This window comes from Ehrlichia canis str. Jake, assembly GCF_000012565.1.
In the GTDB taxonomy this organism is placed as follows: domain Bacteria; phylum Pseudomonadota; class Alphaproteobacteria; order Rickettsiales; family Anaplasmataceae; genus Ehrlichia; species Ehrlichia canis.
The window spans coordinates 668,891-683,297 of record NC_007354.1 but is presented as its reverse complement, the minus strand read 5'-3'; the positions used below and the strand labels follow the sequence as shown (position 1 = coordinate 683,297).

The following is a 14,407-nucleotide window of genomic DNA, read 5'->3' as shown; positions in this document are numbered from 1 at the left end:
GTTTTTGGGTAGTTGTGTATGAATGAGTCTAAAGGTGCTGTAGATAGTGGATTGATGTCTGGTAAAACTGAACGTACAACACTCAAGCTTAGTGATAAGTTAAAGTTATCTTCTAGTATACAACAGAATACGAAATTTGCTTTAAACAAATCTATAACTACTGTAGAGGTTCGTAAAAGTAAAAAAAGAAGAGATATTGATAATATTGAGCAAGCTTCTGTAGTATTGCAAAATGATAATGTTTATCAAAGTGATGGAGATAATAATACTCTGACAATACAAGAACAAATTTCTCGTATGAATGCTTTGCAAAATGCTAATATACATGAGAAAAAAGAAGAAGTAAGTGATGATCAGACAGATAAAAAAGAGGAAGTTACTAACGCTGAGACGGTAGGATTGTTGCCTGTTGAGGAAAATGTCAACACTGATTTAGTTATTGAAGAGGGGCATAGTGAAAAAGTTGAAGAAGTTATAGAGGAATCAGTTATAGAAGATCAACCTAATTTAGAACATTTAGATGTAATTGAGGAAAAAAATGGACCAAATCAATCAGGTGATCAAAATGTAGATAATAGTATAGTTGATTTATTACAGTCTAAAGCTGTTGAAGAAAAAAAGCTCAAGAAATATGAAAAAGAACATGAAGAAAAGAAAGGGAACCCGAAAAAAGGCGTCTCCAATCATATGTATAGTAAGCACGTAAAGTTGGTAATAGAAGAAGAGTTAGAAGATAATAATAAACAGATTATCCAAACACACAAAACTAGAAAAAATCGTTCTGTTAGTTCTATAAAAAACAAAATTACTCGTAAAGTACTAATACCAAAAAAGATTACTGTACAAGAATTAGCTAGTAATATGTCTGAAAGAGTAAAAGATGTACAGAATATGTTATTTCAAATGGGGAGGCGTGATATTAAACCAAATGATTTTTTAGATTCAGATCAGGCTGCTATTATTGTAGAAGCTTTTAATCATACTTTTAAGTTAGTAAATGATGGAAAATTAGAAGATGATTTATATTCTGATGGTAATGATAAAGAATTACTTCCTAGAGCACCAGTTGTAACTGTTATGGGTCATGTAGATCATGGTAAAACTTCATTACTTGATGCTATACGTGAATCAAATGTTGCAGATGGAGAGTTTAAAGGCATTACACAACATATAGGTGCATACCAGATAATACTTGATGGTGATAAGAGAATTACTTTTATTGATACTCCAGGTCATGAAGCATTTACTGCTATGAGAGCATGTGGTACAAATGTTACTGATATAGTGGTATTGGTTGTGGCTGCTGATGATGGTATTATGCCTCAGACAATAGAATCAATTAATCATGTAAAAGCAGCTAATGTTGCAATGATAGTTGCGGTTAATAAAATTGATAAACATGATGCTAATCTTGATAAGATTACTAATAGTTTACTTAATCATGGAGTTGTTGCAGAAAGCTTAGGAGGAGATGTTATTGTTGTTCCTGTATCTGCTAAAGAAAAGATAAATTTAGATCAGTTAAAATCAAGTATATTATTAATGGCAGAATTGTTAGAGTTAAAAGCTATTTATAATACTAGAGCTTCTGGAGTAGTAATTGAATCAAAAATTGATAAAAATTGTGGGGTAGTGGCAACTTTAATAGTACAAAAGGGAACTTTAAAGTCAGGTGATATTATTGTTGTTGGCCATAATTCATATGGTAAGGTACGTAATATGTTTAATAGTGATGGAAGGAGTCAAAAAGTTGCTATTCCATCAATGCCAGTGAAAGTATTGGGTTTAAATAATGTGCCAAATTCTGGTAGTAGTTTTATTGTTGTAGATTCTGAAAAGCAAGCGCGTGAATTGATTAATTATAGGCAAGAATTGTTTAATGCATCGTTGGAAGAAAATGCAAAATCAAAAATGGATGCTAGTAACATACTGGCTTGTGATGTGGTTGATGAGTTAAACGTAATTTTAAAATGTGATGTCATGGGGTCTGTTGAGGCGATATGCTATTCGATAAGTAAAATTACTCACGAAGATATTAAGTTGAATGTTTTATATAAAGGTGTAGGTAATGTTACGAAATCTGATGTTTTGTTAGCAGAAACTTCAAATTCTATCATTTTAGCTTTTAATGTAAAAGCAGATGCACAGGTAAAAGAATTGGCAAAACAAAGGTGCGTTGAAATAAACCACTATTCTGTTATATACGATATAATTGATGATGTGAAGAGAATATTAAGTAGTATGTTAAAGCCATTGCAGCAGGAAGTGCAAGTAGGTGCTTTAGCTATAAGGAAAGTATTTTCTTCTGGAAATGCAGGAAGTGTGCTTGGATGCTATGTAACAAGTGGGGTGGTTAAAAAAGGTTCTTTAGTAAAGTTAATTCGTAATAATACTATTATTCATGAAGGAAAAATTAAGGTTTTACGTCGTTTTAAAGATGACGTGAAAGAGGTTTCTTCGGGATTTGAATGCGGTATTTTGTTAGATTATTCAAAGGAAATATATCCAGAGAGTGATATAATTAATGTATTAGAAGTAATAGAAGAAGTTAGAGTAATTAAATGATTTATAAATCTGAGAATTTTAGAAATTTAAAAGTTGCTTCAGTATTGAACAGGGCGATATCTAAAGTTTTAATGCAAGATATTTGTTTGTCTAATAATCATTTGATAACTATATCTAAGGTAGAAGTAAGCAATGATATAAGAAATGCTAATGTTTTTATTATAATTTCTCAAGACTGTACAGATAAGGAAGCGGTTATTAAAGAATTAAATGACTCATCTTACTTTATTAGAAAGGCAATATTTCCTTATGTAGACCTTAGATACATACCTAGATTATATTTTAAGCAAGATTACTGTTTTGATAATTTAGTCAAAATAAATCAAATATTAGAGTCTCAATAAATACTATTGGTAGATTTTAAATAAATTACTTTCTTTTTTTTGCTATATTTATTACCTCAGTAATTGTTGAAAAAATAAAAGTAAAGTACAAATAATTATGTGACACTTTAATATGTATTCCATCTAATACCAAAATTATGCCTAACATTAGTACAAACATAACAGCTATAGTTTTGATATTACTATGTGTAGTAACAACTTTTATAATATAATTTAAAAACAAAATTGTAAATATAATAGAAGCTGCAAATACTATTTGAATAATGAAGATATTGTGTGTAATACCTATAGCAGTTAATATTGAATCTATAGAAAATATAAAATCTACTATTATTATTTGTAATATTACAATATAGAAATTTGATTTTAAGTTACTGATTTTATGATTTTTATTGGAAATATCATTCCATATTTCAGATAAGCTTTGATATATTAAAAATGTTCCACCGAATATCATAAACAGGTTATTAGTTGAAAGCTTAAAATTCAATAATGAAGTAATTGGATTATTTAATGAAATTATATATGATGCTCCATATAATGTGATAATACGCATTATTAATGCTAATGATAATCCTATGTATTTTGCCTTATTACGTAATTCTGGCTGTATTTTGGTAACTGCAAGTGAAATAAAAATGATATTATCTACTCCTAACACTACTTCTAGCATGAGTAAAGTGAAGAATTTTATTATGTCGTTTTCCATGCTTATTGCTTTATAGAATGTTGATTGCTATGTACTATATGTTATTTAATGCATATAATATTAAAAATCTATTGAATGTTATTGATACTATAGTTCTTGTATTTTTATTTTCAACTTATTTTTAATTCTTAAGTGATAGAGTTTATTTAGTTATAAAATTGGGGACATTAGTGTTATCAAAGAATCTTGAGGCTAGTTTACATAAAGCACTATCTATTGCGTTTGACTTTCATCATGAATATGCTACTTTAGAGCATCTTTTGTTGGCTTTGACTGATGATATAGATGCAAGACGTGTTTTTTATGCTTTTCGTGTGTCAATTGATAAACTAAAAATCACAATTATAAATTTTCTCAGATATGAGATTCCTACTTTAATTAACAAGGATATTTCAGAAGTTAAACCTAATGCTGTTTTTGAGCGACTAGTGCACAGAGCTATTATACATGCTCATACGTCTGGTAAGAGTGAAATTACAGGTGCAAATATTCTTGCTGAAATTTTGTCGGAAAAGGATTCTTATAGTGCATGTTTTTTACATGAGCAAAATGTAAAATACATAGATGTTATGAATTATACTTCTAATAATAATTTATATACTGGTGAATTTAATATAGATCAAGAATTTGCAAGAGATATGGAGTATGGGAAACCAATCAATAATGTAAATAAAGACGTATTAAAAGATAATGAAATTTTAGAAAGTTATTGTGTTAATTTGAATGAAGCTGCAAAAAAAGGAAAAATAGATTATGTGATAGGAAGATCATATGAATTGGATAGAACAATGGAGGTTTTACTAAGAAGGAGGAAAAATAATCCATTGTACGTTGGTGATCCTGGTGTTGGTAAAACTGCTATTGTTGAAGGGTTAGCATTAAAAATTATAGAGGGAGATGTACCAGATCAATTAAAAAGAATGGTCATATATTCTCTGGATATGGGTGCATTGTTGGCTGGAACACGATATCGTGGGGATTTTGAAGAAAGGATAAAATCCGTGATTAAGGCAATAGAAGCAAAAGAAAATGCAATATTATTTATTGATGAAATTCATACAATCGTTGGCGCTGGGTCTACTAGTGGTGGGTCTCTTGATGCAAGTAATTTATTAAAGCCTGCTTTGGCTAGAGGAACTTTAAAATGTATAGGTGCTACTACTTATAAAGAGTATAATAATAATTTTGAAAAAGACAGAGCATTAGCTAGAAGATACCAAAAAATTAACGTAGAGGAATCTTCGGTAAGTGAGACATTGAGAATACTAGATGGTATCAAATCTTATTATGAATCGCATCATCAAGTGAGGTATACTAACCAAGCGATTAGGTATGCTGCAGAATTGTCAGACAGATATATTTCAGGGAAGCTGCTTCCAGATAAGGCAGTAGATGTTATAGATGAAGCAGGTGTATATTGTAAATTACATAATGCTGGTAGTAAAGTTATTACTGGAAGTGATATTGAACATATAATTTCTAGAATTACAGAAATACCTTGTAGCAACTTATCATGTAATGATTTAGATAGAGTAAGGAATTTAGAATCAAATCTTAAACAAAGTATATTTGGGCAAGATTTTGCAATCTCTCATCTTGTAGATTCAATTAAAATTGCTAAAGCGGGACTTAGAAACCACAATAAACCTTTAGCAAGTTATTTATTTGCTGGACCAACTGGTGTTGGTAAAACTGAATTAGCAAAACAGTTAGCAGAACATATGGGAATGAAATTAATAAGATTTGATATGTCTGAGTATATGGAACCTCATGCCATTTCAAAAATTATAGGTTCTCCTCCAGGGTATGTAGGATATGATCAAGGAGGATTATTGACTGACTCCATTTCAAGACATCAATATAGTGTGTTATTACTTGATGAGATAGAAAAAGCACATAATGATATATATAACATATTATTGCAGATAATGGATTATGGGTGTGTTACTGACACTTATGGGAAGAAAGTAAATTTTCATAATGTAGTAATTATTTTAACAACTAATGCTGGAGCATTTGAATTAAGTAAAAATTCTGTGGGATTTATTAAAAATAAGAGTTTCTCTCATGGAGATAATGAGAAGGCAATTGAAAGGATTTTTAGTCCAGAATTTCGTAATAGATTAGATGCTATAATTTCATTTTCATCTTTAGATCAAGAAGTTATGTTGCGTGTAGTGAAGAAATTTATTTTTCAACTTAAGGAGCAATTGGCAAAGAAAAATGTGCATATAGATGTAACAGATGATGTGTTAATGTATTTTGCACAATCTGGTTATAAAGATGCTTGTGGTGTAAGAAATATAGAAAATATTATTTCTAAAAAGCTTAGAAAATATTTAGCAGAAGAAATATTGTTTGGTAAATTATTTAATGGTGGAAATGTAAAAATTAAACTTGATTCCAATACTAATAAGTTAATATACGATTTTTGTTGTGCAGAAGCATAAATATCTTTAATAGTTCAAATATTTACTAATATTGATCTGTAATATAGCTCTCATAATAGCTTTAGTAATTTTACATTTCTTATAATAATTATATTAAATAATTAGTATTTATTATTGATTAATAAAATATAATATGTTAATATTAGTAAGTTTATTAACATAAAATTTAAAAAATGTTAAACTTTAATAAAGTACCAACATCTAATACTCCATCTAAGTTATATCTTATCATAGCTTGTGTTTCATTGATTATGTTATTGATGTTTTTATTGATGCGTGAAACAGGAGTACTTATAGAGAAAAATAATATAGTTAGTGATATAATCACAGGATTTTTTACTTCATTATTATTATTTATTAGTACTATTTTTAGTGTTATGTATTTATATGACTGTTTAATATATAAAAATAACTTAATAAATTTATTTAGGAAGGAACATAAAACAATAATAGAGCCGCAGCAGATTGAATTAAATAAAAAGTTTGAACATTATGTTAAGTGGTTGTTGGAATTTAAAAAGTCACAATTGGATAATCTTTCTGATGATGTTACCCTGATGATGCAGCAAAGCTCATTGAATTTAGAGGAATATAATAGAGCAATAGATGAATTAAAAGCTCTACAGAATATGCAAAAAGAAATTATAACGCAATCAAATAATTTAGCATATAAGTTCCAATTATATGATTATGAGTATAGTAATAGTTTAAAATTTGCACAAGATGATTTTGTTAGGCAAGTGATGTATGAGAGAGACTCATATAGCAGTTTTTATGATTATTTAAAAGAGTTAAGTGTAGGTCTTACTGAAGGTGATGGTGATGAACCGTTATTTAGCATAAGTCCTAGGATGATTTATATTAATAATTTGCCACCTATAGTATCTGTTTTTAAGTCTGCTAGTGCTTTATTAACTGTAGTTGGTAGATTAGAAGCAGATAATCCATCATTGTTTAGTGAATATTGTCAGAGGTTCTATAATTTCGATTGTAAGATGGCATTAACTAACGAGATATCATTATCTAATACGTTAAGAGGTGATAGTAGGGTATATAATGATATTTGTGATTGGATATACAATGCAGAATTAAAATATAATATGGCATATAATTTTGTTACTGCTAAAAGACGTTATTGTGATTCATTTGTGATTACTAGAGATTTAGTGTCTTCAAGCATTGATGAATTTAGTAGTATTGATCTAGATTTGCAAGATACAGAATATAAAATGGATAGAATATTTGGAATGAGTAGTCCAGTTATAGAACAATTAGCTGAAGATTTAAATGTATTAAAAGAGGATAGACAGGAAACTCTTGATAATTTTAGGATAGAAGTAACTGAAGAATTAGAGGACTATACAGAAGGAGAAGTAATAGCTTCTGATAAAATACAGCATGAATTATCTAGCAGATCATTAGGTATGAATATCGTTAGGTTTTTACAACAAGAAGAAGCATTAAAAGCTTTGATTGAAAAAAGGCGTGCTGTGATGTCAAGTGATGGTTTATTGAACAAAGCTGAAGAAACGTTATCTTATATCAAAATGAGATTTGATGCCATAAATTCTCATATTGCTATTCAGCAGTGTAATTTACATAAAGTAACAAGTGAAATACTATCATTATTAAATGAAGTGTTAAATAAAAAAAGATTTATAAAGACAATAGATATCAGAGATAAAGCTTCTCATTTGTTTGAAAATTTATCTCAAGAAGAAAATGATCAAATAGAATTAATTCAAGAAATAAAGAGTATTGTAGAACAGATTGTTAGTATAACTAGTTCTACGGAAAACACTTTGTTGAAATCATTACATGATGATTTGCTATCATATTTGTCTTTATTAAATGGTATGGAAAAAGTCTTTTCCGTTCAAGAGTTAGTGCAATGCAAGGTAAAAACTTCTGAGGAATTTTTAGATACAGGACAGTCAAATGTGCAAGAAATATTAGATGTTCTTTATAAAAGGTATGATTTTTTAACTAAGAATTTTACTATTATTCAAAATATTTTATTTAGTTTGGATGATATAGAAACAATAAATTCAATGCGATTGCCTTCATATAGGTATATTGAACAGGTGTATGATTTATCTAAAAATTTGATAGAATTACAAGATAGATATGATACCAGATGTAAATTAATTGATAAATTAGAAGACTTATTAAATGCACAATTGCAAGTTAAGGATGTGTCATCTTATTTGCATTTATTAAGTCTTTCAGATGATGAGAAAAGAATTTTAGTAATGCAATTGAGTAAACAAGAAAAACCAGTATTGTTATTTAAGCTACTAGAAGAAGAAGGTTTTACTGCAATTCGTGAAAAAATGACAGAACAATTGAATGAAAAAAAAGAAGCTATTAGTCAAGTATTGTCTACGTTTATCGAAAAAAAGAATCAGATTCTAGAAGATCAAGCTATAACACATTTATTAAATGGAAAACCAATAAATGTTAGGTTTATTGATCACTTAGAAAGATTAGCAGATTCATTAAAGTTATTAAGTAATGAAGATGGAGAATTAATATATGATAATGGTGATATAGAAGAAATTAATACAATTGTGATTTGGTTAAAGAAAATATCAGAATTATTATATAACAAAACTTCAGCTGAGCGTGCAAGAAGTACAGAAAGTTATTTTCAATGTTTAAATGATGGATTTTTGACAGAGTCTAGGTTATTTAATGTTTCTAACTTAAAAGAAAAAATACAAGCATTGATGGAATCACCTTCTATTTTAGAACAACTAAGTGCAGTAGGGTATCAATTTGAAGAGGATCAGATATTTATGATAAATGATTTGCACTTTTTTTTATCTTTAGCAACCTTTTTAAAGGTACAACTGAATGACTTGCATAAAGGAACTTTAGGTATGATATTGGAAATAATGGATATTGAAAAGCAAGATAAAGAGTTATTGATAAATACAATAAATCAAGAACTAAGGTTTTTAATAAGCAATGATGAAATAGAGGAAATGGTAGATATTTTTTTGAGAGAAGAGCATGAAGAATTAGTAAAATTGAATACGTTACAAAGCAGTGTTTCAAAAGTGAAAGAAGAATATGATGATATAGAAGTACTACTTAATAAAGTGTTTGAATTATTGCCAGACGTACAAGATGAGACTAAAAATTTTATATATAGAAGATTGAAAAACATCACACCATATAGTGTGGACTTAGTTATATCAGATCTAAGGTTATACAGGTTACCATTAGATGAAAAGTTAACTAAAGCTGAAACTGTTGATAGGCTAAAAGTATTGATAGGTTGTATGATAGACGATATAGATAAGATTTCGTTACCTAATGTACCAGAACAGCATAAAAGATATAGAATGTATGAAGAAGAAGTAGCATTACATACTCAAATCAAAAGTGATTTAGAAAAATTACAAGAAATATTACAAAAAAAAGAAATTCAATCATGTGATATTATAGAAGCAATTCAAGGATTAGATAAAAATGTAAAAAGAACGTTTTCAATAAATCAACAACTTTCTAGGTTAATGTCATTTATAACAATAAGAAATGAAGAATATAAAAAAATATTACAGTTTAAATCATATGTGGCGCATTTTTTGTCATTTATTAAGCTTTTAGTATATTGTGTAGTTGAAACACTGTTCTTTATAAGAACAACTTTAGTTATACCATTAGATCATAAGATACATCAACAAACAAAACTTGTTTCATGTTTAAAGGTAAAAGTAAAAGAAAAGTTAAATAAAGTTGTAAAAGGATTATTGAGTAAAAAATTGTATTATCCTAAAGATTTAAAAATTGTAAGAATGATAAAGAAAAAGCTTATAGATCATGGAATTGTATGTGATGCAATTCAGGTTTTAGAAGATGGTGTAGAAAATAGAGTAAAATGTTCAATGGATGCATTGGAGGGTTTAATGCTTACGAGAGAAATTAATTATGTTGAACAGTTAATGGAGAATGATGAATCTGAGAAAAGGTCATGTTTTCGTAAGTTGCAGTTATATAAAGTTATTAAAAAGTTTATGGATAATTCTGTAGATAAAGAATCTACTCAATATCTAGAGAAAATTAATGTTAATTCACAACAAGGTTCTAACACTTCTTTGGTTTCTTTTTGTGAATATAGTGACCGTGCTCAAAGTTATGCTTGTTGTATGTAGATAAATACCTGATTTTATGTTTTGATATCTTTTTAACAAAACATTAACACATAATTTATAGATGTAATGAACTTGTTTTATTAAGATCTTTTTTGATGATTTTATTGAAAAGTTATTTTTATAATGGCTAGATATGATTTTGCATTGATAATTAAAAATTTATTTTGTTTAGGTCAATGATAAATGGTATTAGATTATTGCTATTGTTTTACTTCTTACTGTTTTGATTTTTCTTCGAGCAGTGTTTTTTCAATATTGTCTACAGCATCATTTTTCATAAATTTTTTTATGTTGATTAATGCTTTCAAAGTTTATAGAAGGGGAGGTATGTATATTTAAGTATTTTAATAGTTTTTTATTTATGGAAGTTAAGTTTAATTTAATTGTATTGTTTAGTATATAATTTTCTTAAGTACATTTTATAATTTTATGTTTGTAAATTAAAATGGATAATCGAATTTTCTAGTGCATTATAAGTATTTTTATTAATTTTTACTGAATCCTCCAAGCAGTTTTGTTCTTTACATCAATAACAATTAGTAAATTTAATCAAATAAAAAAATTATATTTAAAATGTAATAAAATTTACTTAGAAGATAACTTAAAAAAATAATATAACTATAAAATAAAGAATTTAAACAATATGTGAAATAGTGATTGAAAGTTAAAAAGACATATTTAAATAATTCTCAATTATACAGTTAAATTCAGCATAAAGTAATAGAAAAATAGATGAGCTCTAAGATATACAAAAAACACAAAAAGAAGTCATCACAACTACAAACAACACCGTTGTAATTCTTTCCTATTGATCGTAATATCAATGCTTCTATAATCTACTTTGTAAAATAAATAACTTAATTACTGTACAAGTCATTTTTTAATTTCTGGAAACTTGCTTCCAATCACTCATCAACTTCAACTAATATTCCAAGTGCTCTTTTGTAAGTCATTAACAACATTTCATGTTCTTCTCTATCATCATTATCCATCTTCCTTAATTTTACTATTTGTCTCATTACCTTAGAATTAAAGCCATTGCTGTTTGCCTCATTATATACTTTTCTAATATACTGGCTTATCTCTTCTCTTTCAGATTCTAACTTTTCAATTCTCTCTATGTAACGTTTTAGATTTTCAATCACTACATTATTTTCATTTTGTGAAGTAAGATTAGAAATATTCATGCAATTTTCTCTTATTTACTCTTAACATACGGTAGTATAGCACAATTTATTTGAATATAAATCATCAAACGTTTAAAAATAAAACATATATCAAAATAATATATTTCAAATAAGCAGCATTATATTAACATAATACTGCTTAATAAAACATAATACAGTTAAGCAAGGATAATTCTAATTTTATAATACACAAGTCATAAAAAAGACTTCATATGTACGTACAAGTTATATTGTACTATAACAGTAATACTTCAATACAATACTTGTCAAATTAAGGCATAAAAATGCTTATATTAACTTTTTATTAAGAAAATATTTTTTTACCAGATGCATTCCAGCTTTGCAAAAAACTTTCAAGACCTTTATCAGTAAGTGGATGTGTAAACATCTGCTTAAAAATAGATGGAGGAATTGTAACTATATCAGCTCCTATTTTTGCAGCTTCTATAACATGTGTAATATTACGTACAGATGCTACAAGAATTTCAGTATTAAATGTATTATAACTAGTGTAAACGTCACGTATATCTTTAATTAATTGCATTCCTGATTGTCCAATATCATCTATCCTTCCAACAAAAGGAGATATGAAATAAGCTCCAGATTTTGCTGATAAGATAGCTTGAGGTACAGAAAAACAAAGAGTTACATTAACTTTTACATTGTGCTCATGTGATAAAACTTTACATGCAATTAACCCATCATAAGTTAAAGGAAGTTTTACTACAATATTATCTGCAATTTTAGAGATATCTAGACCTTCCTTGATCATGTCTTTATAAGATGTAGATATTACTTCAATACTTACAGGACCTGGTATTAATGAACAAATCTTTAGTATCAAATCTTGACATTCCAAATTTGATTTTGACATTAGCGATGGATTAGTTGTTACGCCGTCTATTAAGCCGGTAATACTAAATTCTTTTAAAAAATCTATGTCTACAGTATCAAGAAATAATTTCATAAGACCTTAATTTATTATATTATCTATAAAAGTTAATTGCTTCTTTGCCATTTTAAGTAGTATTTTATCATCTATACGATGTAAAATTTTTTCTATATCTTCCTTGTATTTTTTAAGAATAACAGCATCGACGTTACAAGTATTAATAAACTGATTTGCTATGACCTTACAATTATATAAATCAACTTTTAACACAGGATTTAATACGTAAAATATGCTAATGTCTCCATCAGTTCTTATCTTAATGATTCCAGAACGTAATTCTATCATAAACTTTTCATGTCCAGGCAGTATTACAAATTCCCCATCTGTAGTGTATGAAGTAACAGATAAAACATTAGTAATCTCTGAAAAATCATCTGGAGTAATGAGTTCAACAGAAAGATACTTCATTACACTTTACCTTCTTTTTGAAGTAATTCTGCTTTTTTTATCACATCATCTATACTACCAACCATGTAAAATGCAGCTTCAGGTAAGTGATCATATTTCCCTTCTACTAGTCCTTTAAAACTTGAAACAGTATCTTCAAGAGATACAAACTTACCAGGGGAGCCTGTAAAGACCTCAGCAACATGGAAAGGCTGTGATAAAAATCTTTGAATTTTTCTTGCTCTAGCAACTATAAGTTTATCATCTTCTGAAAGCTCATCCATACCAAGAATTGCGATAATATCTTGTAAAGATTTATATGTCTGTAGTATGCGCTGAACTTCTTTAGCAACTTCATAATGTTCTTCACCTACAATATCAGCGGATAAGGCTTGAGATGTTGAATCTAAAGGATCAACAGCTGGGTATATACCTAACTCAGATATTTGCCTTGATAAAACTGTAGTTGAATCAAGATGTGCAAAAGAAGTAGCTGGAGCAGGATCTGTTAAGTCATCTGCTGGTACATATATTGCTTGCACAGAAGTAATAGAACCATTATTAGTAGAAGTAATCCTTTCCTGCATTGCACCCATTTCAGCTGCTAATGTTGGCTGATAACCAACGGCAGATGGTATTCTACCTAACAATGCTGAAATTTCTGACCCAGACTGGGTAAACCTAAAGATATTATCCACAAAAAATAAAACGTCTTGATTTTCAGAATCTCTAAAGTATTCAGCCATAGTTAAAGCTGACAATGCAACTCTTAGTCTTGCTCCAGGAGGTTCATTCATTTGACCATATACTAAAACTGCTTGTGATTGATCTTTTTCATTTAAATTTATTACACCAGATTCTATCATTTCATGATAAAGATCATTTCCTTCACGTGTACGTTCTCCAACACCAGCAAAAACAGATACTCCTCTATGCGCTTTTGCAATGTTATGTATTAATTCCATAATTAGTACAGTTTTACCTACTCCAGCACCACCAAATAGACCAACCTTTCCACCTTTAAGATATGGAGCAAGTAAATCTATTACTTTAATCCCAGTAACCAATATTTCTGTTGCAATCTTTTGATCAGTTAATTTAGGAATCTCAGAATATATTGGCTTAATGATATATTTTGATTCTTCTAATGGTCCACAGTCATCTATTGTATTGCCTAAGACATCAAAAACCCTACCTAATGTCCCACGACCCACAGGAACTGATATAGGAGCACGAGTATCAATGAATTCATCATTCCTAGATAAGCCATCAGTACTATCAAGTGCTATGCACCTTACTATATTGTCACTAATATGTTGAGATACTTCAAGAACCAACTTTTTTCCATTATAAAATTTCTTACTCTCTAATGCATTAAGTATTTTTGGAACTTTACCACCATCAAATTTTATATCTACAACTGCAGTCATTACACGAACTACTAGCCCAATACTATCACTTAATTCATCAACTTGAGTATTCACATTACTCTTACTTTTACTACTTTTACCTTTACTTTTTGCTTTATTAGCTAAACTTGACATCTTATACCTTACAATAAAAAACAGAGGAGAAGAAAATCAACTTTTATAGTGATTAGTCAAACTCACCCAGTATTGTAATAAAATAAAAAAAACTTGCAACAACTAACAA

9 protein-coding genes are annotated in these 14,407 nt (G+C 28.3%); 4 read left to right on the top strand and 5 right to left on the bottom strand.

Features of this window, described 5'->3' with window-relative positions; genetic code table 11:
* The first annotated feature begins 18 nt into the window (after positions 1-18).
* Positions 19-2,565, top strand: a complete 2,547-nt coding sequence (infB, locus tag ECAJ_RS02425; protein ID WP_011304582.1) for a translation initiation factor IF-2 — start codon at positions 19-21, stop codon at positions 2,563-2,565.
* Entirely contained in the window at positions 2,562-2,909 is a 348-nt protein-coding gene (gene rbfA, locus ECAJ_RS02420; protein WP_011304581.1) for a 30S ribosome-binding factor RbfA, read from the top strand. Before infB ends, rbfA begins: the two co-directional genes overlap by 4 nt.
* Positions 2,910-2,934: 25 nt before the next feature.
* On the opposite strand, the gene ECAJ_RS02415 is transcribed toward rbfA, so the two are convergent.
* Positions 2,935-3,618, bottom strand: a complete 684-nt coding sequence (locus ECAJ_RS02415; RefSeq protein WP_011304580.1) for a TerC family protein — start codon at positions 3,616-3,618, stop codon at positions 2,935-2,937.
* Between the two features lie 170 nt (positions 3,619-3,788).
* Here ECAJ_RS02415 and ECAJ_RS02410 point away from each other — a divergent pair, with 170 nt between their 5' ends.
* Positions 3,789-6,068 carry an AAA family ATPase gene (locus ECAJ_RS02410; protein ID WP_011304579.1) on the top strand — a complete coding sequence of 760 codons (2,280 nt, stop codon included), beginning with the start codon at positions 3,789-3,791 and terminating at the stop codon, positions 6,066-6,068.
* A gap of 173 nt (positions 6,069-6,241) precedes the next feature.
* Positions 6,242-10,228, top strand: coding sequence for a hypothetical protein (locus ECAJ_RS02405; RefSeq protein WP_011304578.1), 3,987 nt, complete (start codon positions 6,242-6,244; stop codon positions 10,226-10,228).
* Positions 10,229-11,133: 905 nt separating this feature from the next.
* Here the strand turns inward: ECAJ_RS02405 and ECAJ_RS02400 are convergent.
* From ECAJ_RS02400 to atpD, 4 genes are all read right to left on the bottom strand, one after another.
* Positions 11,134-11,415, bottom strand: a complete 282-nt coding sequence (locus ECAJ_RS02400; protein WP_011304577.1) for a DUF2312 domain-containing protein — start codon at positions 11,413-11,415, stop codon at positions 11,134-11,136.
* 304 nt (positions 11,416-11,719) lie between these two features.
* A complete protein-coding gene (locus ECAJ_RS02395; RefSeq protein WP_011304576.1) occupies positions 11,720-12,382 on the bottom strand; it encodes a transaldolase family protein in 663 nt (220 codons plus the stop codon).
* A 6-nt stretch (positions 12,383-12,388) separates the two neighbouring features.
* Entirely contained in the window at positions 12,389-12,775 is a 387-nt protein-coding gene (locus tag ECAJ_RS02390) for a F0F1 ATP synthase subunit epsilon (protein WP_011304575.1), read from the bottom strand.
* Positions 12,775-14,184 carry a F0F1 ATP synthase subunit beta gene (gene atpD, locus ECAJ_RS02385; protein WP_044262162.1) on the bottom strand — a complete coding sequence of 470 codons (1,410 nt, stop codon included), beginning with the start codon at positions 14,182-14,184 and terminating at the stop codon, positions 12,775-12,777. Before atpD ends, ECAJ_RS02390 begins: the two co-directional genes overlap by 1 nt.
* Positions 14,185-14,407 lie beyond the last annotated feature (223 nt).